Source organism: Blastopirellula marina, assembly GCF_002967765.1.
Taxonomy (GTDB): Bacteria; Planctomycetota; Planctomycetia; order Pirellulales; family Pirellulaceae; genus Bremerella; species Bremerella marina_A.
In genome coordinates, this window is sequence record NZ_PUHY01000012.1 from 633147 (window position 1) to 658963 (window position 25817).

24 protein-coding genes are annotated in these 25817 nt (G+C 52.3%); 14 read left to right on the top strand and 10 right to left on the bottom strand.

The window, feature by feature from the left end:
• The first annotated feature begins 7 nt into the window (after positions 1–7).
• Both C5Y83_RS19025 and C5Y83_RS19030 read left to right on the top strand, forming a co-directional pair.
• Positions 8–1273: a hypothetical protein gene (locus C5Y83_RS19025; protein WP_105331335.1), complete on the top strand. Its 1266-nt coding sequence runs from the start codon at positions 8–10 to the stop codon at positions 1271–1273.
• Entirely contained in the window at positions 1270–2439 is a 1170-nt protein-coding gene (locus tag C5Y83_RS19030) for a hypothetical protein (RefSeq protein WP_105331336.1), read from the top strand. The genes C5Y83_RS19025 and C5Y83_RS19030 overlap by 4 nt, the downstream gene beginning before the upstream one ends.
• Before the next feature lie 78 nt (positions 2440–2517).
• On the opposite strand, the gene C5Y83_RS19035 is transcribed toward C5Y83_RS19030, so the two are convergent.
• From C5Y83_RS19035 to C5Y83_RS19045, 3 genes are all read right to left on the bottom strand, one after another.
• The gene (locus C5Y83_RS19035; protein ID WP_105331337.1) at positions 2518–2850 is read right to left on the bottom strand and encodes an RNA recognition motif domain-containing protein; all 333 of its coding nucleotides are present in this window, start codon (positions 2848–2850) and stop codon (positions 2518–2520) included.
• A 498-nt stretch (positions 2851–3348) separates the two neighbouring features.
• The gene (locus C5Y83_RS19040) at positions 3349–3789 is read right to left on the bottom strand and encodes a hypothetical protein (protein ID WP_105331338.1); all 441 of its coding nucleotides are present in this window, start codon (positions 3787–3789) and stop codon (positions 3349–3351) included.
• Positions 3789–4283, bottom strand: a complete 495-nt coding sequence (locus C5Y83_RS19045; RefSeq protein ID WP_146117833.1) for a hypothetical protein — start codon at positions 4281–4283, stop codon at positions 3789–3791. The genes C5Y83_RS19040 and C5Y83_RS19045 overlap by 1 nt, the downstream gene beginning before the upstream one ends.
• Before the next feature lie 323 nt (positions 4284–4606).
• Here C5Y83_RS19045 and C5Y83_RS19050 point away from each other — a divergent pair, with 323 nt between their 5' ends.
• Positions 4607–5011, top strand: a complete 405-nt coding sequence (locus C5Y83_RS19050; RefSeq protein WP_105331340.1) for a hypothetical protein — start codon at positions 4607–4609, stop codon at positions 5009–5011.
• Positions 5012–5099: 88 nt separating this feature from the next.
• Here the strand turns inward: C5Y83_RS19050 and scpB are convergent, their stop codons facing one another.
• Entirely contained in the window at positions 5100–6092 is a 993-nt protein-coding gene (gene scpB / locus C5Y83_RS29620; RefSeq protein ID WP_233207281.1) for an SMC-Scp complex subunit ScpB, read from the bottom strand.
• A 344-nt stretch (positions 6093–6436) separates the two neighbouring features.
• Between scpB and C5Y83_RS19065 the strand changes: the two genes are divergently transcribed.
• From C5Y83_RS19065 to C5Y83_RS19075, 3 genes are all read left to right on the top strand, one after another.
• Positions 6437–6973 carry a DUF6985 domain-containing protein gene (locus C5Y83_RS19065; protein WP_146117834.1) on the top strand — a complete coding sequence of 179 codons (537 nt, stop codon included), beginning with the start codon at positions 6437–6439 and terminating at the stop codon, positions 6971–6973.
• Between the two features lie 149 nt (positions 6974–7122).
• On the top strand, positions 7123–9642 hold the full coding sequence (locus C5Y83_RS19070) for a plasma-membrane proton-efflux P-type ATPase (protein WP_105331342.1): 2520 nt from the start codon (positions 7123–7125) through the stop codon (positions 9640–9642).
• Between the two features lie 102 nt (positions 9643–9744).
• Positions 9745–11202, top strand: coding sequence for a thioredoxin family protein (locus C5Y83_RS19075; protein ID WP_158262412.1), 1458 nt, complete (start codon positions 9745–9747; stop codon positions 11200–11202).
• A gap of 4 nt (positions 11203–11206) precedes the next feature.
• Here the strand turns inward: C5Y83_RS19075 and C5Y83_RS19080 are convergent, their stop codons facing one another.
• From C5Y83_RS19080 to C5Y83_RS19095, 4 genes are all read right to left on the bottom strand, one after another.
• Entirely contained in the window at positions 11207–11467 is a 261-nt protein-coding gene (locus tag C5Y83_RS19080; protein ID WP_105331344.1) for a hypothetical protein, read from the bottom strand.
• Positions 11467–11916: a hypothetical protein gene (locus C5Y83_RS19085; RefSeq protein WP_105331345.1), complete on the bottom strand. Its 450-nt coding sequence runs from the start codon at positions 11914–11916 to the stop codon at positions 11467–11469. Before C5Y83_RS19085 ends, C5Y83_RS19080 begins: the two co-directional genes overlap by 1 nt.
• Before the next feature lie 23 nt (positions 11917–11939).
• Positions 11940–12512: a hypothetical protein gene (locus C5Y83_RS19090; RefSeq protein ID WP_105331346.1), complete on the bottom strand. Its 573-nt coding sequence runs from the start codon at positions 12510–12512 to the stop codon at positions 11940–11942.
• Between the two features lie 129 nt (positions 12513–12641).
• Positions 12642–13511: a hypothetical protein gene (locus C5Y83_RS19095; protein WP_105331347.1), complete on the bottom strand. Its 870-nt coding sequence runs from the start codon at positions 13509–13511 to the stop codon at positions 12642–12644.
• A 301-nt stretch (positions 13512–13812) separates the two neighbouring features.
• On the opposite strand from C5Y83_RS19095, the gene C5Y83_RS19100 reads away from it, so the two are divergent.
• From C5Y83_RS19100 to C5Y83_RS19110, 3 genes are all read left to right on the top strand, one after another.
• Positions 13813–14763, top strand: a complete 951-nt coding sequence (locus tag C5Y83_RS19100; RefSeq protein WP_105331348.1) for a hypothetical protein — start codon at positions 13813–13815, stop codon at positions 14761–14763.
• Between the two features lie 113 nt (positions 14764–14876).
• Positions 14877–16151: a hypothetical protein gene (locus tag C5Y83_RS19105; protein WP_146117835.1), complete on the top strand. Its 1275-nt coding sequence runs from the start codon at positions 14877–14879 to the stop codon at positions 16149–16151.
• Complete coding sequence (locus tag C5Y83_RS19110) at positions 16152–17297, top strand: leucine-rich repeat domain-containing protein (RefSeq protein ID WP_105331350.1); 1146 nt, start codon at positions 16152–16154, stop codon at positions 17295–17297.
• Between the two features lie 4 nt (positions 17298–17301).
• On the opposite strand, the gene C5Y83_RS19115 is transcribed toward C5Y83_RS19110, so the two are convergent.
• Entirely contained in the window at positions 17302–18489 is a 1188-nt protein-coding gene (locus tag C5Y83_RS19115) for an FG-GAP repeat domain-containing protein (RefSeq protein WP_158262413.1), read from the bottom strand.
• Between the two features lie 137 nt (positions 18490–18626).
• On the opposite strand from C5Y83_RS19115, the gene C5Y83_RS19120 reads away from it, so the two are divergent.
• The 4 genes from C5Y83_RS19120 (at position 18627) to C5Y83_RS19135 (ending at position 23314) form a co-directional block, all read left to right on the top strand.
• Positions 18627–19898 (top strand): hypothetical protein, encoded by a 1272-nt coding sequence (locus C5Y83_RS19120; RefSeq protein ID WP_146117836.1) that lies wholly within the window; start codon positions 18627–18629, stop codon positions 19896–19898.
• 3 nt (positions 19899–19901) lie between these two features.
• Entirely contained in the window at positions 19902–21197 is a 1296-nt protein-coding gene (locus C5Y83_RS19125) for a hypothetical protein (protein ID WP_105331353.1), read from the top strand.
• A gap of 287 nt (positions 21198–21484) precedes the next feature.
• Positions 21485–22732 carry a purple acid phosphatase family protein gene (locus tag C5Y83_RS19130; RefSeq protein ID WP_105331354.1) on the top strand — a complete coding sequence of 416 codons (1248 nt, stop codon included), beginning with the start codon at positions 21485–21487 and terminating at the stop codon, positions 22730–22732.
• Between the two features lie 36 nt (positions 22733–22768).
• Positions 22769–23314: a hypothetical protein gene (locus C5Y83_RS19135; RefSeq protein ID WP_105331355.1), complete on the top strand. Its 546-nt coding sequence runs from the start codon at positions 22769–22771 to the stop codon at positions 23312–23314.
• A gap of 43 nt (positions 23315–23357) precedes the next feature.
• Here C5Y83_RS19135 and C5Y83_RS19140 read toward each other — a convergent pair whose 3' ends face one another.
• Complete coding sequence (locus C5Y83_RS19140) at positions 23358–24308, bottom strand: DUF1963 domain-containing protein (RefSeq protein WP_158262414.1); 951 nt, start codon at positions 24306–24308, stop codon at positions 23358–23360.
• Positions 24309–24813: 505 nt separating this feature from the next.
• Between C5Y83_RS19140 and C5Y83_RS19145 the strand changes: the two genes are divergently transcribed.
• Positions 24814–25815 carry an SPFH domain-containing protein gene (locus C5Y83_RS19145; RefSeq protein WP_233207282.1) on the top strand — a complete coding sequence of 334 codons (1002 nt, stop codon included), beginning with the start codon at positions 24814–24816 and terminating at the stop codon, positions 25813–25815.
• Positions 25816–25817 lie beyond the last annotated feature (2 nt).

Consider the following 25817-nt stretch of genomic DNA (forward strand, 5'->3'; position numbering starts at 1 on the left):
TCCTTAGATGCGTACGCTCCTGAGCAAACTCTCGCTTCTCAAGAAACTGCATTGGCTGACTTGGTGCGTCCTCTTGGTAACTAGCGCACTGCTTGCAATCATCATCGTGCCGGGGGAATTAGTTTTGTTACTGCCGCTGCAATCTCGTACTCCATGGGAGCAGGAGTGCGAGAAACTGCGATCGGCGACACAAGAAATGGCGTACGCCGAAGATCCTCGCGAGCGCAATCACGCGACGATCGTTGCACCAGTCATTTCTACCCAAGTTTATCAACATGGATGGCCCCGTCCGTTCCTTGCCCGAGCCTTGGTTTCTCGCGTCGACAAAGGGGGGCAATTGACACGCGTGGCATCCGAACCGCTGATTCGCTTTGAAAGTTCTTTCTCGCATTGGGGCGGGTCGAAGTATCATGACGTTTCTTGGAGCAACTATGACAATTGGCCTCTCGAATTCGACGGCTGGTTGATCCGCCCTTGGTATCTGCTGCTCGACTTGCTAATCGCAGCTGCCATTCTTGGTATCGTTGCTGGGGTTACCCAATGGCGAATGCAATCGAACGGCGGCTTACTCCGTTTCCGGTTGGCCGATCTACTAGGAGGCCTCACGCTAATCGGAATTGGGCTGGGATTTTATGTTTATCACACGAACGTTCAGGAAATTGAGCACTTCGGCGAAGACTATTCGTTCGTTCCTGGCTTCTCCATTCAAGATGGCAACGTGAACCTGTCAACGCACTATGTTGGCCCCCAGTGGATGCGGAAGCTGGCCGGAAACCAGTACTTCCTTCCGCTGCTCAATCACGTCGACTCGGTCTCGATCAGCACCAGCGATAACTGGAAACGTACCTATGGCGAATTGCCAGAGTTTCCGTACCTCACGGACTTGGATGTGCGTAACGAGCTACCCCTCGCTGCTTTCGATTACCTAGAAGCATGTCCTCGCCTGGAACACTTGGCGCTTCCAATCATGAAACGTTACTCGGTTGGTGTCACCTACCGAGGAGATCCGCTCTTTCAGATCGAACACCTATCACGCTTGGAGGATCTTAATCTGAGATCGATCACGCTTCGCGGTGATGCTTACTTTGCCGAGGAGATTGAAGAGGTCGCCTTGCTACCAACCCTCCATCAAATCACCCTAGAAGGAGTCGCCGCTTCACAAGATCAGATCGAAGAGATCAAACGCAAGTATCCTGCAATCGAGTTCTTCGTCCGACCCGATCCGCAGATCTTTCTATATCCCACACCGGCTTCAGCGGTACCGATACGATGACATTTTTGCGTCGATCGATTTCGATCTTCAAAGGCCTGCACGGGGTTACCTGGGTAGTGATAGGCATGTTTGCCTTGGCGTTGATGCTGATCATTGTACCGGGGGATGTGTACTATCGGAGTTCGCTCCACCGTTCCCAGTCGTGGTGGGATGTCTGTCGAGGACTTGAAGAGAACAGGGTTGCCACACCACCTCTGGACATGTCTGCCATCAATCCTCCGTCAACTTACATCGTCGTTTATGATCATGGCTGGCCTTTTCCGTACTTGGCCCGGGCAATCATCGAGCAAGACTCTGGAACTCCGCCGATAGCAACCTGGCACGAAAACATTTCTTGGTGTCATCGCGTCAATTGGCCGTTTGGGGCTGAGGCCTCGGTCTTCCGCTTGTGGGCGTTTCTATTGGATCTATTGCTGGCAACGACAATCGTGGCAATCGCCGGTGGACTGACCGAGTGGCGTATTCGGAGTCGACATGGTTTCTTTCGGTTTGGCCTGCTCGATCTGTTCGTAGGTGTCGCCTTTCTTAGTTTTCCCTTAGGCTACTACGCCTATCACAGTCGACTTCACGAATTTGAAGAACAAGCTCACCAGCCACCAGGAGAAAACAATCTGGCTCCGGCAGGCCTTTATGATTCATCCCGTGATGGCAGCTTTTCGACGCTACCTGCCTACACAGGACCAGCATGGCTGGAGAAGCTTTGTGGCGGCATAGATCACTTGCAGTTCCTGGATCATCGTTATTTCGCCAACATCTGGGCCGACGAGTCGTGGCGACAAACGTTCGATACGCTCGAACAATTTCCCTATCTGAGTACCATCGGATTTCAAGATCCTATGCCATTGGGAGCAGTCGAACGACTCGCTAAATTTCCAAGATTGAAAAGGCTCATTTTGCCCGTGATGGAGCCTGACTCAGCACCAACCATTAAGGGAACCGATGACCCTGTTTTCGGTCGGGAACATCTTTCACAGCTTCGTGATCTTCGTATCAACTGGCTGGTGCTACGTGGTTCGGCAGTCCAAGCGGAACACGTTGCCGCCGTCGCATCGCTGCCTGAAGTTCGGAACGTTCTGTTGCTTCACACTGCTGTGACGAGCGAAGATTTGTCTGCGCTGCAGCAGCGTTTTCCTTACATTAAGATCGAAATCACCGACTACTATTAATAACAACCAACAAAAAAGCGACCCGAGAGAAAACCTCTCGGGTCGCTTCGTTGAATTGGGTTCGCAGGGCGTCGTTGATTAACGACCGCCGCGATATCCACCGCGATCGCCGCCACGGCCGCCACCACGAGGACCGCCACCGCCGCCGCCACCTGGGCGACCTTCACGTTCGCGAGCTTCATTGACGACTAACTTACGGCCGTCGACGTCGAAGCCGTTCAGGGCGTCAATCGCCGCGGTAGCTTCGGTGTCGGAATCCATTTCCACGAAACCGAAACCGCGCGAACGGCCAGTTTCACGGTCAGAGATGACGCTGACGTAAGCGACATTACCGTACTGAGAAAAGAGGTTTTCCAGGTCGGTACCGGTGTAGCTGTAGGGCAGATTGCCTACATACAGTTTCTTCTTCACAGATCGTAAACCTACTAGCAAGAGAGACAGAAAATCGGAAACGATCGATTCGCTCGATCAGGCGTCGCACCCTCACCCCCAGAAAAGGCTCGGTGCGCCTTTCACATCATCTAGCAGTGGCCCCAGGCCCACCGCGTCTTTCCGTTGCCAAAATCGTCAACTAGTAGGTGGCTCGAGCGATGCCATTGGCATCCGAACAAACGGACGAACTCGGGCAAAGAAGGCCCTATCCGCCATTACGTCTCTCAGGAAACACATCTAACAGGTCGAACTTTGCAGGCAGACTGATGGCCATGCGTAGATTCATCATGAATGTATCGACCCCCGAGAAGTGGAGTCAATGGGAAAACGTTCCGATTGACACCGTTTATTCGAAACAGTCAGAAATTCATGTTCAGGCAACCAAAACAGCCTATTTTGACTGACCAGAAGGCTATTTTCTGGACACCGTTACCCTACAAATCATGTCTGTTTGCATCCAGCAGAACGGAAAAATCGTTATCGAGTTTTGACCCGGAAATGGCTGACGTAGATGTCGCTGAGCTTGCCATCGTCGATCAAGCGATTCAGCTCTTTCAAAAGACGTCGGCGGAACATAACCAGGTCGGGGTCTTCCAGCTCTTCGATCGTCGACTCGCGAGAGACAATCATCACCCGGTCGCGGATTCGGATTTTCTTCTTCTCCAGTTCCTCCTCGAGGCCAGCTAGTTCCTTTTCATCTACCAACCCTGCCAACGAAAAATCGAAGCGGGTCTGGGTATTGGAAGCCGGGTCGTAGGCTCGAAATGCGTATTCCCCAATTGCGATTTCGTGCGGGGGAAGTACCTCTTCTTCAGCCGCATCGTCAGTAGCCGCCACCTCTGGCTCACCACCACAACCAACACAGAGAGGGAGCAGCAATACGCCAATCAGGAAACCGATTTGCCGTACGTTTCGCATTAGAACCGCTCCAAAACAACATTCGAAAAGACAAACCGCTTGATAATGCCTGGGCCCATGAATTCTTCGGTGAAGTCTCGGAGTTGCGAGCGAATCAGTTGCAGTTCGGGATCGGCCAGATCGACCAGATTCGCGTGTCGACAGGTCCGGATGATTTCGTCCGAGATCTCTCCTTTACGCTCTTCGAGAAATGCCTGGACCTTCGATTCGTTTTCGCGAGCCACCAAACAGTGCAATTGGTAATGTAGAGCAACGCTTTCCTGGTATTCAGTCAGGTCTGGTTGTCGAGTCGGATCATCAGCTACGAGCACCGAGACATTGAACTCGCCCAGATCAATCTCGACCCAGTCGCGCTTTTCCAGCGAAAGCAGCAGTTCCTCATCAGCGGAGGCCGCTTGTTCGCAGCCACAAATCGCCAACGATCCGATCGCTAAACAAAGCGCGAGAACCTGCTTCGGATCAATTCGGAGGGATAAATTCCAGATGAAATCCATCAATGCGATACCCTTAGGAATTTCAGGTCGAAAAAGCATACTCTGAAAGCTTAGGTCGCCATGTCCCAACGTCGACCGACTTCTGTCGTTTTCGCGCTGGCCCGCACATGCCATGGTTCGGATCTTAAGGAATACAGCCCAAACTGTTTGGCAGAAATGACTTAGAACGCCTTTGCCGAACCCTAACTGCGATGCAATCGCGACCTAGACTTGAACGTTCCATTGGTATCTACACGCGGGGCAAGCGTCGTTCAATGTCGTCTCGAAAATCGCACCACCGAATAACCGTAACTGCTTACACAAAAATATGTTACGCTGTCTTCATGCTTTTGATCGGGGTAACGTCTGGCTGTGGAACGCCCCACGTTCAGGCCGAGAAAGACGCCAAAGACATGCCGGATGCGCTGGTTCCAGTGGAGGTCGATCTGGGAAAGTTTGACTGCACGATCCCGAACCCCAAAACCAACAGCACAATTTTGGTTGACTTCCATGCGTTCATAAAGTTGCCTCGTTACAAGAGTTACGAGCTGGAACCGATTCTCAAGTCTCATGAAAACCGCTTTCGGCACGACATAGTGATGCGGATTCGGAAGTTCAATCGGACTGCTCTGAACGAGCCTGATCTGACCCAGCTACGCGAGGCATTGAAAGCATCGATCGACGAGTTGTTGCCTGAAAACAAGATTGAAATGATCGGGTTCTACAGCTTCCAGTTTGTTGAGGAATAGGCTAGGAATTTGTCCTTAGCGCACGAAAAAGGGCCCTGAAATCCAGAGCCCTTTTCCAAATGTGCTGAGCGATCGGTCGCAGCGAGAATTATTCTTCCTCGTCGTCGCCCCAATCTTCGTCGTCTTCTTCATCATCGTCGTCGAAGTCGTCGTCCTCTTCTTCGTCGTCGTCATCATCCCATTCGTCGTCTTCGACTTCTTCCCATTCGCTATCTTCTTCCTCGTCGAGGTCTTCGTCTTCTTCCTCGTCGTCGTCTTCGAAGTCTTCGTCCCAGTCTTCGTCGTAGTCGTCGTCTTCGTCCTCATCCTCGTCTTCATCGGGGATTTCGTCGTCGTAGCCGTCGTCGTCTTCGTACAGTTCGTCTTCTTCGTCTTCGATGGGTGGGGCTTGGGCCGACGGTTCTTGCGGGTTCCAAATTGCCACAGGCATGATTTCGGATTCGCCGCTAATAGCCGGGGAATTTGGGGCAAGTGTGATTGTCACCGATGTCTCCTTGTGATCGTCAACCTGAGAGGCCGTAGACGCCTCGGTCTCGGCTTCGAATCGTCGAAACTCGTCTTTACGGGGCAAATCGTCCAAGGACCGAAACCCGTACATCCTCAAAAACGCGGGCGTCGTGGCGTAAAGGAACGGTCTGCCCAATTCCTCGCTTCGTCCGCGAATTTGAACTAAGTCTCGATCCATCAATTGGCGAATGATTTCGCCACAATTCACACCGCGAATCGCTTCGACATCTGCCCTCAGGACAGGCTGTCGGTAAGCAATAATCGCCAGTGTTTCCATAGCTGGTGTCGATAACCGTGTCGGGTCGTCTCCACCAACCACTCGCCGAACCCAGTCGGCGAACTTTCCCCGAGTCAAAAGCTGGTATCCGCCGGCCAACTCTTCCACACGAAAAGCACGGTGAGCTGCGTCGTAAAGCCGATTCAGGGAACGCACTAGTGTACGGGCTTCGGTTCCATCCGCCAAGTTGGCAAGCTGGGCCAATTTGCGAGAACTTAGGGGCTGTTTGGCGAGAAATAAAATCGCCTCCAACCGCTGCATTCGACGGTTCCGAACGACCGGACCTTTCGCCTTCATCGGTCGCTTTCGCCGTTTTCTTCGGCAAACTCCGACCAGTTTCTTGCGAGCATTTCCAGAACTGCCTGCGCAGGTGATCAACTGCCCCCAACGACGGGCGGTAAGCCGAAGCCCAAATTGTGATGTAAACCGCCGCAATCAATCAGTCTTTCGTTGTGGACAATCCGCCATGGCCCTTCTTTCTAGCGGAATGAAGACGAAGATCAAATAGGCGTCACCAATTCACGAAGCTAGCTGCCGTTGCAGAAATTGGACAGCCTGATCGGCCGCAGCCTAGGATGCGGATTGTCACCTTGTTGCAACTACGACTCGGATCGTTTTCTCTATCAAAAGGGATGAGCGCCTTGACCATCGAAATCCCCTTGTTGGGACGCATGACGCGCGATCGTCAGTTTTCCAATTGGTTGTGCAGTGAACCGATTGCCGTTCCGTTTTTGAACGATCAAATCGGCGAATTCACGCTCGAAAGTTACGAGCAAGATCGCGCGAAAGAAGACTTTCATGCCACGATTGCTAATCTTTTGGCGGCCCGACCAGAGGTTCTCGAAGAGATTGAACCGTACCTGTTTCAATATTACGAAGACTGTCAGAACTTCGTAGAGGAAGAGGATGAGGTCAGGATCGATACCCCCAAGGACGTCTGGAAGTTCGTGCGTATCGAGCCGTCCTTTATGATCAGCCGGCGAGGATATGGCGATGAGAAGGTTTACGTCTCGTTTGGTGGGGGAGTCGAGTGGGAGGAAGAACATGGACTTCAGATTGTGATGCGTGAAGGCAAAGAAGTGGTGAAGATCGGCCCTTATGATGGGCACTTAACCAACTCCGATGCGTTCGATGACGAGACCCTAGAGAACGTAATCTATGTCCGAGTCGGCCAATAGTTGGTCGCACAACGGGGAAGTACGCACGAATCTGTGAGAAGCCCCTTCGCGCATCGGGCTGACGTCGTCATGCTAAAAGTAGAGCAGCGCCTTACCTGGGGAGGATCGCGCCACTGGTCGTTCGTCGCAACCACGAGATGGGACTTACCATGCACCAGCAGAAGATTCCCCACGCTACCCCGACGCCGGAAACAAAGTCACAGGATAACTGGGACGAACTTTCCCTCTCGCAACTTGAAGAGCGTCTGCACTGTACAATCGATGGTCTGACAACTGCCGATGCTCAGAAACGATTAAGCGACACCGGCTATAACGAATTGACCGAGGTCGAGACCAGCGTCGTACTGAAGTTTCTCTCTTATTTCTGGGGTCCCATTCCCTGGATGATCGAGATCGCAGCCATTCTCTCAGCGGCTGTTCAGCATTGGGCCGACTTCGGAATCATTCTGACTCTGCTGATCGTGAACGCGGTCGTTGGCTTCTGGGAGGAATTCCAAGCAGGCAACGCGATCGCCGCATTAAAATCGAAGCTAGCTCTTGGAGCGCGAGTAAAACGAGATGGTAAATGGCAACCGTTGCCTGCCCGAGAATTGGTTCCCGGCGACCTGATCCGGATTCGTCTCGGTGATATTACACCGGCGGATGCGCGGTTGTTGGAAGGGGACCCAATCGAAGTCGATCAATCCGCTCTTACTGGTGAGTCCCTCCCGGTCACAAAAAAGACGAATGACTCGATCTTCTCTGGTTCGATTATCCGGCAGGGGGAAACGGACGCACTTGTTTATGGAACCGGTGCGAATACGTTCTTCGGACGTACTGCCAATTTGGTTCAGACCAGCCACACGACAAGCCACTTTCAGAAGGCCGTGCTCAAGATCGGCGACTTTTTAATCGTCATCGCGGTGATTCTTGTCGTGATGATCCTCATCGTCGCGCTGTTCCGGGGCGATCCTGTGGCCGAAACACTGCAGTTCGCTTTGGTGCTGACCGTCGCAGCAATCCCAGTCGCGATGCCGACCGTCCTCTCGGTCACCATGGCGGTTGGAGCTCGTCTCCTGGCCAAAGGTGAAACGATCGTTAGCCGTTTGGCTTCCATCGAAGAACTCGCCGGAATGGATGTCCTTTGTTCCGATAAGACGGGCACCCTCACCAAAAACGAACTGACGCTAGGCGAACCGTTCCTATTGGATGGTGTCACCAAGAACCAAATCCTCCGCGCGGCGGCTCTCGCATCGCGCGCGGAAGACCAGGACGCAATCGATCTGGCAATCCTCGACGGAGCGAAGGAAGTGTTTGACGGAAGCTTGCCGAACGTCGAACATTATCGACCGTTCGATCCAGTCAATAAACGGACCGAGGCTCTGTTTAAGGAAGCGGATGGGACATCGCACCGAGCCAGCAAAGGAGCGCCGCAAGTTATTCTGGCCTTAGCCCGGAATGCCGAAAACTTGCAGGCGACGTACGCCGACGCAATCGATCAATTCGCTCAGCGAGGTTTCCGTTCGCTAGGAGTCGCTCAGACCGATGCCAATGGAGACTGGCAAGTACTGGGTGTGTTACCTCTATTCGATCCACCTCGTGACGATTCCGCCGCCATGATTGCGCAAGCCAAAGAGATGGGTTGCGATGTGAAAATGGTAACTGGCGATCAAGTTGCCATTGGGCGTGAGATAGCTGGTCAACTTAACATTGGAACCAATCTGGTCGATGCCGAGATCTTCAAAGCGGTCGATTATCATCACTCAGCGCGAATCGATCAGATGATCGAAGACGCCGATGGTTTTGCTCAGGTCTATCCCGAACACAAGTATCATATTGTCGACGTTCTGCAAGAGCGAGGTCACATCGTCGGCATGACGGGCGACGGTGTGAATGATGCTCCAGCTTTGAAGAAAGCTGATTGCGGCATCGCGGTCTCAGGTGCAACCGACGCAGCCCGCGCGGCCGCGGATATTGTATTGCTCTCGCCAGGTTTGTCGGTGGTCATTGTTGCGATTCGTGAGGCGAGAAAGATCTTCCAACGCATGAACAGCTATGCGATCTATCGTATTGCCGAGACCTTTCGCGTCTTACTGTTCATGACTTTGTCGATCTTGGTATTTAACTTCTACCCGGTCACAGCGGTGATGATCGTGCTGCTTGCGTTGTTAAACGATGGAGCCATCCTCTCGATCGCCTACGATCGGGTCCATTACGCTGACCGGCCCGAGAAGTGGAACATGCCGCTGGTTCTGGGGATCTCATCGGTCCTGGGCCTCGCAGGTGTCGCTGCATCGTTTGGGCTGTTTTACCTGTGCGAGCGAGTTTTCAAGCTTGATCCCGACACGATCCAATCGCTCATTTATCTCAAGCTATCTGTGGCGGGGCATATGACGATCTTCGCCACACGTACTCGCGGTCCATTCTGGTCGATTGCTCCTGCCAAGGCCTTGGTGCTCGCCGTAGTCGGTACCCAGATCGTGGCGACATTGATTGCTGTTTACGGAGTGTTCATGGCCCCGATCGGTTGGGAACGCGCCGGGCTCGTATGGCTGTACGCGTCGGCCTGGTTCCTGGTAAACGATCGACTAAAGCTCGTTGCCTATCGACTATTCGATCCCAGCGAAGATGCCTGGCTGGACAAAGCAGGCACACCGATCCATCGCCTCTTGAGCCGATTTCATCGTTGATCCGGCACGTGACGCTTGCAAAATGTATGACACCGAAAGGAAGCATAGGTACGATAATCGCTGGCGTTGCCCTTCGATTTATCTGGTCCGGAGTCCCCCTTCGTGAATTATCGAAAATCTAAATGGGTGTTCGTTGGGCTTATCTTCATTCTTTCAGTAGCTCTCACTTCTCAAGGTCAAACGGCTGAGCCCATCGATTGGAAGCAAGATATCGCGTCCGCCATAGAGCAGGCGAATGCTTCATCGAAAGATCTTTTGGTCCTCTTTACCGGGCGAGGCTGGTGCGGACCGTGTGATGCTCTTGAAGCGAATGTACTTTCGGAAGATCGCTTTTGTACAGCCGTGTGCGAACATTTCATTATGGTTGAACTAAACTTCCCGGCGGATGAGTCCGAACGCTCGCCTCAAGAAATGGCGGAATTGAAGAAACAGCTTGCTCGCTATGAGGTTTCATTGTTTCCGACGATCATCTTAATGGAAGCAACAGGCCGGCCTTACGCAAGCATTTCCAAGTATGCATCTTCGACAGGCCCAGAACCGCTCGTTGCGTCGATTCAAATCGCTCGAAATGCGAAGCGCATTCGAGACGAACATTTCACCCTCGCAAGCACGTCAAATGGACTCAATCGTGTCATGCAATTGCATCGCGGACTCGAGGCGATCGCTCCGCACTTGAGAAAAGCGGACGAGCACTCTGTCGATCCACTCCTCAAGTGGTATCGCCCGGAGATCGATGAGGTTCTTCCCTTCGACAGTCACCTTTTGAACGATATCAAAGCGATCTACCAGCAACGCATTCAAGCAGAAGTCTCGGCGAAGAAGCGTAGTGAGGTAGAAGCGAAGTTACACGAATTCGAAGCTCACCGGGACTACGGTGGCGCGGTGAGTTTTCTCGATGCCTATTTGACAACAGCTGACGATGATGAACACCGATTCCAGATCGAGTTGTCGCGAATTGCATTTTTGGAACGCGACAAACAGTTTGAACGCGCACTGACGCAGTCACGGGCACTGTTAGAAAGCGGTTCGCTTGATCCTACCTATCAAGAGCGATTGCGAGACCGTGAAGTATATAACTTGTTCTCTCTTGGTCGCATCGATGAAGCCTTGGCGCACTACGACAGCCGAATCGTAGAAGCAGGGGAAGACCTACGAAAGCAGCACCGATTGCTGGGGCAGAAAGCTCAGCATGCGTACTCGCGACTCGAGCCGGAATTGTCAATTCCTATATGGGAAACTTATCGTAACACCATCGGTAGGAAATCAGACGATTGGTTCGATGCGACCGTGCTGCTGGCTCGGCTTTATCAAAAAGATCAACAGCATCGTCAAGCGATCGCATTATTCGAAGAAGTAATCACCGCCCATAACGACGTATGGATTTTGATCGATTTAATTCACAGTCACCAGGCACTTGGTAACAGCGATCAGGCCAAGCAACTGTATGTCCGAATTCAAGCGGAGCAAACCCGACTGGTAGCTTCGTCCCGAGCATCGGATCGGGACGAAGCAAAAGCAATCGAAGTACGTCTTCGAGAGGTTTCCTTTAATAAGGACTAACCTGCTACTCCGTTGTGTCACGATTCACTTGGATACCGAATTCCCATTCAACATGTTGGATCGCGCGTTCCAGAGACTCGTACATCAGATCGTTAAGCTCATTGCCATCTTGGTCGAAATAGAAGATGTACGCCTCGGTGGGACTCCACAACTCGATTCGAATCTTCACGATTTGCGGCGATACAAACTCGCCACCATGATGATGTCGTGTTTTCCCGTGGCCAGCTTTCTCAGGCGGAAGTACTATTTCGATCGGGAGTTGCATTAGGTTTCGCCCCATTCGATATAGACAGTGAGCGTGTCGTCATCGTTGGCAACATAGGCGACGTTCATATGCTTCGCACTTGGCAAATCGTAATTCGCACCAATTAGCCCTGAGGAGGGTGGATCCCACCAGTCTTTACTCATCCCGCCAAGGAAAGAGACCTTCTTCGGATTCATCACCAAGGTATCAACCGGCGGCGATAGAAAGAGTTTGCTAACGTCGTTCGTGTGTGCCACGAACTTGAACAAAACATGCTTATCGATGCCACTGGTCAGCATGAATCCTCGTGGCTCGATGAGGACTTCAGGATTCAAGTACATCTCCGTCTGGCAGAACTTCACGTGTTCCGAAGAAGGAGCCATCGTCGAGATGTTTGGGCCGAAATCGAGGCAGCCACCAAGAAGCAAGGCCCCTGAAATGATCAGGGGCCAAATACGACTTGTCTTCATGTCCTAGGCTTTCGCAGTCAAGCTCATTCGGGACGTTGGAGGATCAACGCACGGACATGCTCCAAGGCTTCGTCACGACGATCGGAATGCATAGTGTATTCAATGAGCTTCATTCGAATCAGTCGCTTGATAGCTGGATTGTCGGAATCATGCATCATGTCGATCATGATCTCGCGACGCTCTTGTGGATTACGAACCAGTTCTGGAAGGTGTTCTAACGCAAACGATGCCGCCAGGACTTCGTCGTTCGCAATCCGAGCCTGTGAAGCAATCCGTTCGACATGTAGGTGATGCATCTCCATCTCGGTTCGATGCATTTGCATTTCTCGTTGGCGACGCTCCCAATCCATCCGCTCGTCCCGAGGGCGATCATCTATCTCACGTCGTTCGGGACGTTCCCTATCCATTTGGCGATCCGATTCGCGATCGCGCGCCTCGCGTTCCTGTCGGACACGGTCGATACGGTCGCTGCGGAAATCGTCGTCCGAGCGGCGATCTTGTCCGAAAGCGGCATCAGCGATAAACCCCGAAACAGCAACTGCCAGCGCCAGCACTGGGAGGGTAGTCCAAGACGTCATTCGGTAAGCATTGAGCATGGCGGGACTCCTGTAAGGAAACGGAAGGGTAGGGCGTAGGTTTGGATGTCTTCTTTTTAGTGGATATACGTTTTAAATCCAACGCGGTTCGTCACGAACAAAAGAACCCCAAGGTAATAGTTCGCGCGGTTAAGCATACTCTGGATGCCCCAGACGCATCATTCGTTGGACGATGTTGTGGCTACTTCCAAAATGGTACAGCGAGTGGTTTCGGTAATCGACGACCAAGATCTGCGAGAGTGGTGGCATCAACTCGCCAAACACCTCCGCCGAAAGATCGGTGCAGTAACTAATGACCCCATCACGCAAGCTCAAATCACGTCGTTTGGCATGCGATTCGATCCAGTTGGTGAGCATGAACTGGAAGTGAACCAGCAAGTCGAGCGCTGGGCTATCAGGGTGCAGCACCATGAAGATTGACTCGGCTTGATCGACGCTTTGGCAGTAGCTCGGTATCGAGTCACAAAGATTCCACCGCGAGTACAACTTGTACTGCAGCGAGGACGTATCATGTTCGTACAACGGCTGCATCCCTTCCGCTTCCATCTTGTCGGCCAGACGAGCGTTGTTCAGATCGATGTTGCTGACCAAGTGAGCCCACGTCAGAAAGCGACCGATCGTGCTCCCTTCGAACGTGAAGCCTTCCCATGTGATGTTTCGCACGCGGGTCAGCGGAATCTTGGATGACGTCCGAATCACGTCGACGATGGGGCGATTGTGCGTCGGAAGTTCTGCCTTTTCGTACATTTCCAAATACCGCTCCACGGCCACGGCGATTGGCAGTGGGAAGGTATCTTTGGGGAGCAAATGCTGCAGGATCAAGGGATCGCGCTGCGAAGGATGGGGCATGATGCCATGCCGCTGGGTTCGATCGCCCAGATCTTTGACCTCTTTAAGACATGCCACGCGGATCGTCTCGTTTAATCCCTCCACCGGCTTCTCGAGAAAACGGAGCAACATCCGGAGTGCATCCAGCATTTGATCTTCGATTTCGAGCATATTCCCCGTTTCTCTCTTGGCGGAACATCGTCTCGTATCGCCGGTGCTGTCCACAAAGTCGATACGACCGTTCCCTGTCTTGCTGACGGCATGTCGCTTTGAAAACGTAGGTCATGACCGCTGGAGGCAGAGGGCGACACGGTCAAAATCTTGGCGATCGATCGAGATATTCGCTACGATCAGACCAGAACCCTGCGAGTTAGCTACTTCCAAGCATCCACCTCCTTAGCCATTTCGAGCCGAAATGTTCGAGTCCGACGAATCTTGTCCTAGACCGCGCGGTCGCTGGCTGAAATACAGCATGCGAACGCTGATGGTCTTGGTTCTATTAATTTCGATTCCGTTGTCCTGGGTCGGTCGAGACGTCGTTCGCTCAATGCGGGAGTCGGCCGTCGAGCGTGCGATTCATGAAGCTGGTGGTGAAGCGATCTACGATTACTGGCAGCCAGACGAGTATGGCATGGTGGGTCAGCGAGTCGAACCAACCGGCGATTGGTGGGTGCGCAAATTGCTGGGAGATAACATCTATTCCTACGTGACGTGTGTCGACCTTCGAGATGTCGAAAACCCAGAAGTCTTGATACCGCGGCTACAGCATTTCACGCGGCTGAAGTATTTGCTTCTGCCCACCACAGTTGCGAGCGAGTCGTTAGTTGAAACGCTTAAGCAGCTCCCCGATCTGCAGCAATGCCGCTTGGACCTCAGCCCTTGCTCGCCAATCATTTTGTGGGAGTTGGCTCAGTGCCAGGGTATCGAGGCACTTCAACTACAAGCGAACGAATTGTCCGACAGCAGCGTCGATGTACTGCTTCAGTTCCCCGGTTTGAAGTCGCTGACGCTGCGGGAGACACCTATGACCGATGCCGCCATGCCGACGATCGCGAAGATAACGACCTTGAACGAGTTGGTTTTGGAAGATGCCCCTGAGATTACTAATGACGGTTTTCAAACACTGGAAAGCCTACCCCATCTCACCCGGTTTTTTGCTTCCGGAACGCAGATCGATGAAGGGTGCGTCGATAGCCTGCGGACTATGACCAACTTAGATAACTTGGAGATCACACCAGGTAAACTAAAGTTGGCGTACTATCCCTGGGGCCTGATTCGTCTCGACACCCGGCAGCAAGTTCGTGGCAAGCTGTTTCCACCTGATGGGCCACGTGAAGACTTGGTCCGCGTCGTCCACATCGAGGAAGATCTCATCAGCTTCGATCCCGACGACCTGATACTCCCCGAACAACCTTCCGAATAGGTCATGAATTCCACCACCAAAAACTAATGCATTCTTTTCGACCAATCCGCTCGAATGGCGTACCATCAACCGAAGTCCGCCCAGCGTTTTCTCCTCCCACGATTCCCAGCGCCATGTCCGATTCGACTTCTTCTACCAAACAACGACCCAAACGCCGCCGCTGGCTGAGCTTCAGCATCCGGGGGCTCATGTTTATGGTCTTACTTTTCGCGGTCTTGCTGGGGTGGCTAGGTCGAGATATCTATCAGCACAGCCGGGAGAAATCGATTTCCAAACAGATTGAGGCAACAGGAGGGAATGTATATTGGAACGGGCGTATTTGGTCTGATGATCCATTCGTTTCACAGTTCAGCGATCCTTTTGGCTCATCCTTGACTCGCTATCAGCAATGGATGGTCTGGGCGTATGGCGAGAATCTTTATGATCATATTCATTCGGTCGAGTTTTTCAGCTCGGAAAAAGAAAGTCTCCTTACTCAGTTTGTTGGCCTTCCGGAATTGAATAGCTTAACTATCGGACGTGGGAAGATCAGCGATGTTTCGGTCGATGCGATCGCTCAATTGAGGTCGTTGGAGCGATTGTCGTTCTACCATACCGAGATCACTCCTTCGCAGTTGAAGCGGTTGAGTAAATTGCCGAGTCTTACAACGATAAATTTTCAGGGAACGCCAGACTACCTCGCAGCTCTGGCTCACTTTCCAAGACTTGAATCCATCACGATTCGATGCGACCACCTAACCAAAGAGTGTATCGCCTCGTTAGGTAACGTTCGAGGACTTATTGAATTTGACGTGGGTTCAGAATCGTTACAACCTATTGGAAAAGCCGAACTAGTTGCTCTGGCAAGTCTCAACCAATGTCAAACGTTGCGCATTCACGACTTCTCCGTCGACGATCAAGCCTTGGAGGCGATCAGCGAGATGACCTCCCTATCCGATCTGAAGATTGATACCAATGCCGTGAATCTTTCCATCTCAAATGAAGGATTGAATTATCTTTGCAAGTTGACATCTCTTACTAGGTTGTCGATACCAAGTGCGAAGTTTGATGACAATTCGCTTGAAATTCTCAGTAAGCTCCCTTCAATTGAAGTTATTTCGTGTGAAGGAAGTAAAGTCACCGACGCTGGGCTGAAGCATCTCGAATCACTTCCAAACTTAAACGACCTATCAATTCCAGGCTGCCAGGTTTCTGCGAATGCAATTCGGTCTCTGACGACATCCACTTTTCTAGAACATCTGGATATCGGAGGACGTTCGAAGTGGCAATTAGATCACGTGTTAACTTTCATACCGGCGAGAAGAAGAATGCAGAGCGTCGAACTGCTCGATGACGAGACCGATGAATCGCCAGAAGTAAACCCAACTGGTGAAGGGGGCATTTTCTAAGTGACCCAGACTCAAGATGCACAGCCCGTCCGACAACCAAAGCCTGCTCGTCGCCGCTGGCTGAGCTTCAGCATCCGGGGTCTGATGTTGTTCACGCTGCTGGTCAGTTGTCTACTTGGGTGGATCGGTCGCGATCTCTATCGCGCTCGTGCGGAAGAATCTTTAGTTTACGATATTCAACTGAACGGGGGACGAACGCGCTATGACTATGTGTACGAAGTTCCACCACCCGCTCATCTCTGCTTGGTTCGAATCGAACTCAAACAACGCGAACCTAACGGGCATTGGTTGGCTCGCAAGATCTTAGGAAAGAACATCTATTCCTACATCACGATTGCCGACTTGCGTTGGGCCGATGATGCGAACCTGGTCTTGCCAAGAATCGCTACCTTCTCACGGCTAGAAGAACTGTCGATCGCAAACATTGCGTTAACCGACGCCTCGATCGAAGCGATTTCGCGTCTTCGTAAACTAAAAAGTATCACACTGGACGATGTCCAAATCACTCCGGATCAAATGCAAAGAATCGCCGCAATTGATTCTTTGGATACCTTGTATCTAACCGGCAACAGTGCCACCGACGCGGTAATAGAACAAGTCGCGAGATTCAAGAACCTGAGAGATTTGACTCTCCGTAGCACGACACTTTCCGATCATGCCCTGGTGTCGCTGGCTCGTGCTCAGAGCTTGGAACAAATTCGAATCGACGATTCCAAGCAGATTACCAACGACGGACTGGTAGCACTGCTCGATTTACCCAAACTGGAGTCCTTTAGCGCAAATGGGACTTCTATTACGAACTTCTGTGCCAGCACACTGGCCAAAATGCCAGTCCTTCGGGATGCAAGAATTTCAGCGGATGACCCCGACGTTGATTTTGGTGACTGGCGAAGTTACGAACTTTCGCCACTGGATGGATGCGACCGTTCTATTTCCATCATGAAAGACACCATTTGGTTGAACACGAAACAACCAATTGACGATACGTTCGTCAATAACTATCAACCACCACCGAGTCGCCCCTTACCGCCCCTCAAGGAACCACTTCCTCCAGCATTCGCCGACGTTTACAACGATCCGTTTGTTCCCTTCGATGCCGAGGCCAAAACAACCAAGTCTCTTGAAATGAAAGATCCCTTTCAATAACCCGCTACTTCGCCCCTTCGTTCAAAAACAGGAAACTACCCAGCTTCGAGGCGGTTAGCACATCCGTTCGTCCATCTCCATTGACATCGGTGGCTTGAATCTGCGTGCCGACGCCGGAGTTGTCGTCGATCAGGTGTGGGACGAATTTCACTTCGTCATCTTTCGTTAACGTGCGCTCGAACCAATAGACCACCGGTGGGGCGCTCGGTTCGACGTCTCCTTCTGGTCCATGGGCCCAGCGGCGTTTACCGATGACGATATCCTTTTTGCCATCCCCGTTGATGTCGGCCAAGTCCAACGCGTGGGGCTGACTGAAGGCGACTCCGTATTGGGCTTCTTCGCTGCGGTTACCCATGATCGTGTGCTGCCGGAACGTTCGCTTTCCTTCCACGTTGATCTGCTCGAACCAGGCCAGGCCCCACTCGTGCCCGTTCAGCGCGGTGATCACATCGGTGTCTCCATCTTCGTCGACGTCGTCACAAAAAATCTGCGCGCCGCCGCGGTCGGTCGAAAACTTCTGCGCGTGGAACTTCCACAATGTGTTTCGCTCGGAAGGCTGCTCGTACCATCCATCGTTGATCACCAGGTCAGTGCGGCCATCGCCGTTGATGTCGCCGACGCCTTCCCCGTGGTAGAACTGCGGCCAGTCTCCTTTTTCGCCCATCGGCTGAAACCGCCAAGGCCGGCGAGGCTCGGTCTCGTTCGCTTCGATCCAGCCCCATTGGCCCTCCCAATGACAGATCACTTGCACGTGACCATCGCCATGCAAATCGACCAGGGTAGGGGACTCGCCGCGGACACGCTCGAAGGCGAAATGCTTCTTCCAAGCGGCCTCGTGCTGGCCAGGATTTTCGTACCAATAGGCGGCATGCTTGTGAACTCGCCCCAAGACTAAGATGTCAAGCCAGCCGTCGCCAGAGAAGTCGTGCACAAAGCTGAACATGCTGTTCGACGGGCTCACTTCCGGGGGTAGCTTCGCAGCCGGATAGAACTCGTGGGCCTTCTTAAACGTCGGCCCGGCATACCAGAATGGCCCCGCCACAATGTCGGTGTGGCCATCCCGGTTGATGTCGCCGGCTTGGATACCATCGCAGTAGTAAGCATCGGTCAGCACGATCTTTTGAAACTTCACCGAGTCAGGCTCTTCCGCCGAAAGAATCGTCGTGCTAATGGCAGCAAGAACGATCGACATGAAACGCAACATGGCTGGGGCTCGCGAGAAGGAAATGGTTTTGGCAGGAATCGAAGTCCAACAATTTGTGGCATCGACGGAAAGACTTCGCTACGATCGATGAGGAGCCCTTCAATGTACTCTGATCCAACACAATCATGAACGAAGTTCCCACTAAAAATCCCCGAAGAAAACGCCGCTGGATCAGCTTTAGCCTGCGGGCGATGCTGGTCCTGATTACGCTTGTTTGTGTGCTACTGGGTTGGTTAGGACGCGACGTCTATCAATATCGACAACGAAAAGCACTGATCGAACGAATCGTAAGCGCCGGTGGCCATTACTCAATTTCCGGATTTGAATACGACGTAGCGAATACTAACGCAGACCCGCGCGGATTCAAAGAAAGGCTGCTCGCCTGGTGGTTTGGTCCCGAGTTTCACCTGCGTGACATCGACGCCGTCAGCCTGCAAGAAGGCGATCATAGCGTACTCCTCGAAGATCTTGCCGAATTACATACGATCCAAAGTCTAGTGCTATCCGGAGCAGAAATCACAAAAGAAACGGCTCAGACCCTGTTGGCGATGCAGTCGCTCAGCGAAGTCCGAATCTATTCGACGAACATCACGCCGAAGGAGCTGACTAGAATCAAATCGCTGAGTGCGCTGCAAGGGTTACAACTCTATTCCGAAGCCGCAAACGACAAGAACATTGCCCTACTAAAACATTTTCCTGGCCTAACCTGGTTGAAAATGGGCAATGGTTCGTTGACGGACGAAGGATTGCGTTCTCTGAAGGATTGCCCTCGTTTGCGCTACTTGCATCTGGGAGGTTTTGCGAATGTGACCGACGAAGGTCTGAAAGAGCTCGGCGGTGTGGTGCTGCTGGAATCACTCACACTTGTGCAGTTACCTTTGACCGACACGACATGGGAAGGCATCGGACAATTGACGGCCCTGCAAGAATTACGATTCGTCGGCTCGCGTGATATGATTCAGAATACTTCCGAAGGGCTCGAACAACTACGCAAATTGCGACAACTACGAAATCTGCATCTCCCGTTTGTTTCCTTCGACGACCACTCCTGCGAGATCCTGGGCGGACTTACCAACCTGCAACAGATCACGTGTGATGGCACAGCGATCACCGATGTCGGCATCGATCAGCTCGATGCGCTTTCGGGCCTCGAAAGTTTGAATATTCCCGGGGCAACAATCACCATGGACGGCCTCAACCGACTCTCCAAGATGCCCTCACTGTCGCATCTTCAATTAGGTGGTACGCTCGATATGCAGTTCAGTAAGAGCGGTCGTTGGAGGCCTTTTGGCATTGACAATTTTGGTACAGGCAACGCTGGTTATGGTGACGCTGATTCCTTGGTGGCACCTCAGGTTGATTTCGATTCGTTTGTACCGGAGGTGAGAATCGATTAGCGGATGACCGAAGTGATCTCCCAACCCCGCCGCCGCTGGCTTAGCTTCAGCCTGCGGGCCTTGCTGGTGCTGATGACAATCCTGTGCGTGCTTCTCGGGTGGATCGGGCCGAAGTGGCTGGAGATGAAGCGGGAAGAGGCGGCCGTCAAGAAAATATTAGAGCAGCATGGCTGGGCCCATTACGACTACCAAGAAGAGGCGATTCTCAGCCCGACGCCTCCAACGCCGAATGGACCTTACCTGTTTCGTTATCTGTTTGGCGATCATATTTTCTCGCACGTTGTCTCGGTCGGGCTAAGGCACCAGGATGAACGGGACGAGAGTACTCGGCCTGATCCGAACCAGTTGGTATCGGTGCTGCCTAATCTCAAGCATGTTCGCTGGATGTGGTTTGAACATAGTTATCCTCTGCAAGAGGAAACGCTGAAGTGCTTGCTGAACTACGACACGCTGGAAACGTTGACCCTGGACAATTCTGGCATCTCAGCCGATCAGCTTGCCAGGTTTGCGGTTATCGATTCAATCACTCACATCGACTTAACTGGAGAGGATGCGTCCGATGCCCACTTGGCGAAGCTATCGCAGTTTCCTAACCTCACATCGCTGTCGATTGATGTCGATGTCATGTTCAATCCCAACAGTGCGCAGCATACCCCAGCCGGCGTTCGCCGTTTGGGTAAGATCGCCACGCTCGAATCGTTGACCTTGCGATCACTCCCACGCAACTCGGATGAAGCGATGGCGGCACTGGTTCAGCTGAAGCACTTGAAGAAGCTCGACACGGACGAGATGTGCGGATTCGATAGCAGCTTGACCGAACAGTGTCTGCTGTCTGTGCTTCAAATCGAATCGCTAGAAGAACTCCATATGCGTTTTAAAAACACCAAGGTTCGTTTTCACCCTGAACAATACAAGGGGCTGGAGCGTTTGACGAAACTCAAGGTCTTGTGCCTGGAAGGGGCTAATGTTCATGACGAGATCATGCCTGTTGTTGGCAAACTGAGTAGCCTGGAAACGCTGAATCTCAATCGAAGTTGGATCACCGGCGAAGGGGTCAAATTCTTGACACGTCTGAAGAACTTGAAGCGTTTAGCACTAACCAACACCGGATTTGAGATCGATGATCTCTCGCTACTTGAGCAACTTGATTCGTTAGAAATTCTGGCAATCGGTCTCAACCATGGTTTTACTGACAAACGATTGCAAGAAGCTGGTTATGTCGCTTCCAGTTACTCGTTTGGCGGTTGGGTTTCGCTCGATCTAGCAAGCGAAAAATACGAACGAGTCACCAATAAGTAGGTAGTGCGTCGGAATACTACTGACGCCTGCGCCGCCTATCCAACAGGGGCGACCAACGGAAGCCCACGATTCGTGGCAAGTCGGTCCCTAGCAAAGTTGAGTTACTTGCGCAGACAACGATAGGAGTAGATCGATCCGTTTTTCTTTTCACGTTATGACACTCACTGCAACATAAGAAATGGCTCATCTTGGTACCTTATCCCCAGGCTATGGGTTGAGAGGTGTGCTAGGTCGGAATAGCATGCCTTCACCTTCCCTTCCTACCGGTATTTAAGAGGCCGTGATTCGTGACTTTGGACCGACGCTTATTTCTGCAGTCTTCTTCCTTGATTCTCGCCGGTGGTATCACGCAATTGATTGGGCCGGATGGTTATGCCCTGGGTGCCCCAAAGTTTGCTGAGAATCCGATATTTCATCCTCGGGCATTGATGGCGACTTGGTCGCAAGATCCAACGACCACCATGACCTTGCAGTGGCTTGGTGAAAACGAACAAGACGGACTCATGCGCAATCTGTGGTACCGGCAAAGCGGACACAAAACTTGGCGCGAAGTCCCGCATAAGGCACGTCGCTTTCCTCACACGGACCTGTGGCAGTTTCGGGCCGAGCTTACCGGTCTGGCCTCCGACGCGACCTATCGGATTCGTGTCGGCCTCGACTCAAAGCAGGAGAGCATTCGAACGATGCCTGCCGAAGCAACCGATGAAATCACGTTCGTCTCTGGCGGCGACAGCGGTTCAGGAAGTGCTGCACGCCGTACGAATAAACTGGCCGCCATTCAATCGCCTCGGTTCGTGATTTTGGGAGGTGACTTGGCATATGAGAACGGTGCTTCCGCTAAGGTCTTCCTGAAGTTCATCGACAACTATTCGGCCGACCTGCGTGATGAACGCGGCCACCTAATTCCTTTAGTTGCATGCATTGGCAATCACGAGACCGTCGGCTTTTACTACAAAACTCGCAACGAAGCCCCGTTCTTCTATGCCATGTTCGATGGGTTGTATTCCGATACCGGTTATGCCACGCTCGATTTTGGTGACTATCTCTCGCTCGTGTTGATGGACACCGGTCACACCTCGCAGATCTCAGGCGATCAAACCGATTGGCTCGAGCGTCAATTGAAGCAGCGAGAAGATCATCCAAACGTTTTCTTGGTGAATCACGTACCGATGTACCCATGTGTAAGAAGCGCTGACGACAAGCTTCACGCGTCGATGCGAAAGCACTGGAGTCCGCTGCTGGAGCGCTACAACGTCGATGCTGCGTTGGAGCATCACGATCATGCTTTCAAACGAACGCATCGTATGCTCGATGGTTTGGTAAATGACCGTGGCGTGTTGTATCTTGGGGATGGTTCGTGGGGTAAAATCCGTAGTCCAGAAGGACCTGAGAAGAGGCCATTCCTCGCCAAGTCGACTGAGTCATACCATATGTCGCTCCACCGTCTGGCAGGTAAAGACCGTTTTCATTTGGCCTTATCAGATCGAGGCAAAGTGGTCGATGTGGTTCATACCCAGAAGCTGGCTCGGACGTAGTCGATATCGCCCCTCAAACTTCATGCGTGCCTCTTTATGTTCGATTTTCTGTTTCGCCGCGGTAATCCTACCAACGATTGGCAGCGTTCCGCGCACTTGAGCCTGTCGGCGTCCCTCGATGTTCCGGAATTTAAGGGACTTCCGCTAGGAGCAAGTTTCGATCGCGTCTCGGAGTTAGGCCGAGACGATGCCGTCGAGTTTGGCTCGCATTGCTACTACGATTTGGGAGTTGCCATTGAGCGATCGAATGAGAATTCCATCAGCGGATTCACAATCGTGTTGCTGGATGAAGAAGGGGACAAATTCCAACCGTATCGTGGTGAACTCCTCTGGCAGGGAGAACCGCTCGACTACCTACAATTGACGCAAGAGAACTTGGCGGAGACCCTAGGCGAGTGGTACTGGATCGATACAGACGAAGACGAGTCGATTATCTTCTATGAATTTCCCTCGCACGAAATTCAGATCGAGCTCACGCTCTCTGGTCACATCAAACGGTTTCTCGTTTATCAGGAAGCAATGTTGGCCGATCCGCAACAGTGGGATTCGTATGGAATTACGAAGCCTTGGATCAATGATTAGTAAAGAACACGTTCGTTACCAGTGAGTACATTGGCGCCAATACTCACCCTGCATTGCCAATCACGGCCACGGCTTTCTCGAAATCCGCATTTGCTAAATCCTCACGCCGAATCCAATAACATAGCGATCCAGCATCACCCCATAGCCAGCCGGCATCGGATGCCTGGCGATGGATCGAATCGTCGCTGTCGAATTTGGCCAGCATGATCCATGATTTGAGGTCGTCACTGGGCGTTTCGCCAAAGCGCTGCGCATAGAAGCGCTGAGCGTGGACTCGCATGTCTGCTCCCATCGGCTCATAGACCGATCCCAGCAAACGATGATCACTGGCAGGTTTACCGGCGGTAACGCCATGCATTTCCTCGACCATTTCCAAAGCTCGGTCCCATTCGTCGGAGTCCGCATGGGCATCGACCAGTTCGTCGGCCCGCTTAAACAACAAATTCAACGAGTCCTTTTTCATCGACATCGCTCGACGGAATGTAACGCGATGTTCGGTGTAGGGACAAAAACGCGGGGACTCGTAATGCGGCACTTTCTTATTAGCGGCTATTGAAGGTTCGACCAGTTCTGGGAAATCTGACCTGATCAGGGGAGCTTCTTCCGGCGCGTAAGTAACCACACCATATGGGTACTCGAGCGGTTTGGGCGGCGGCAAACGTGTATTGGCGGACTGCCAATGGGCCATGATATCGAACCAAAAATAAAGCCAGCCATCGTTAGGTAGCAAAGCAGTTTCAGGTAGATCAGCAAGATGGATTTGGGCCAGAAACTGGAGGGGATGATCGATGTCATGTCGGACCGGCCAAAAGGTTCCCTCCGCCAAATGTGGCAGACCACCAAATTTTGATGTCCCAATCCGTAGCGACCTTCCTGCCTTGCTGCCGACATTCATCCGGACCGCAGGTTCCAATCCTTCGTGAATCAAATTGGCGTGACGCTGTAGACCATACTTACTTAGCAAACGATCGATTGGAAAGTCAGTTCTCGTCATCGGTTTCGTAGTACTGTGAAATGAATACTTCTCCTCCGGTTCCTCCCCAAAAACCGCACGCATAACCGATTCTAACTCAGAGGATCGCTGATCTCATCCGCAGATTGGATTTCTCGAAGATACAGGCCGAAATGTTGCTACGAATGTTCCTCGCGTCGTGTACTTGGGCAATTGAGTTTCGTCAGTTCCGCGCTGAGATCTATCTTGGAGGCAACTCATAAGCACTATGTTTTGGCGGATCTTTTTTTGTGACTCTAAACTGTTTCGTTCGCCGCTCAGCTCACCAACTTAAAAACAAGATTATCTGCTCGAGTGCGAATAGATGAGCAGTCCGTTTGGTTACGTCAGTTTGGGGATCCCTAAACTCGACGGCAGCACAAGCCCTACAGAGGGGCAAATCATTGCAACCCTACCCTCGTTCGATAACATCGTAGCGAGGCACTGAGGCGGTGCTACATTTTCACAGGTCTTGTCTCGACCGTCGTTTGATATTTGGGGATTCACCATGATCGAGTTTGTAGTGGGGCTGACTTTAGGCTTCATGATGTACGTCTTTTTCCGCGTGGTTTTGACGGGGTTTTACGTGATCCCACCAGACCAACGGGCCGTGATTACGACGTTTGGCAGAGCCGATCGATTGTCTAACGATTTCAGTGAACCACTGGACGATCCGAATCTTACCGACGAAGAAAAGAAGCGCTATACCTATCCCAAGGTGCGCGTAGTTGGCCCCGGCGGTCCCTACTTCAAAATGCCGTGGCAGCAGGTTCATAAGGTGAGCGTGGCCACACGCAGCGTTGACTTGGTATGGGACCCCACTAAAAAGCAAGAAACCATCGAGGCCGTCACGAAGGACAATCTCACCACCGGCGTTAACGGTCAGATCCGTTACCGAGTGAGCGAGAACAACATGTACGCGTTCCTGTTCGGCGTCGAAAGCCCGCTGGAGCACATCATGGGATACTTCGTGAGTGTCCTTCGAGAACGCATCGCGACATTCAGCGATCCAAAAGGAGCCAGCTTGCTCGCCAAACCAGGCGATGAGGATGACGACGCACGAACGTCAGTGGATCTATCGGAAGGTGTTTCCATCAACGACCTACGCAAGAACCTTCCACTTCTTAATTCCTACATGGAGGAGCAGTGCCGCTGCACACCAGGTCGCTATGGTGTGGAGTTGGATGCCGCACTGATTACCAGTATCGATCCTCCACCGGAAGTCGACCGAGCACTGTCGGCAATCAATAGCACGCGCAACCAGGTGGCAGCCGATATCAGCACTGCCCAAGCCGACGCGGAACAACAAATCACGATGAGCAAGCGAGCCGTCGACATCGCCTCGAACAACGCCCAGGCTGAAGTCGCACCGCTTCGCGAATTAGCTCGCACGCTCACGCAAATCAAATCGGAAGGGGGCTCGACGGCATTGCATGCGTACATTCGCGACATGCGTGTGCCTCTTCTCGCTCGTGCGACAAGTGTCGTCCAGACGCACGAAGCGAAGTAACG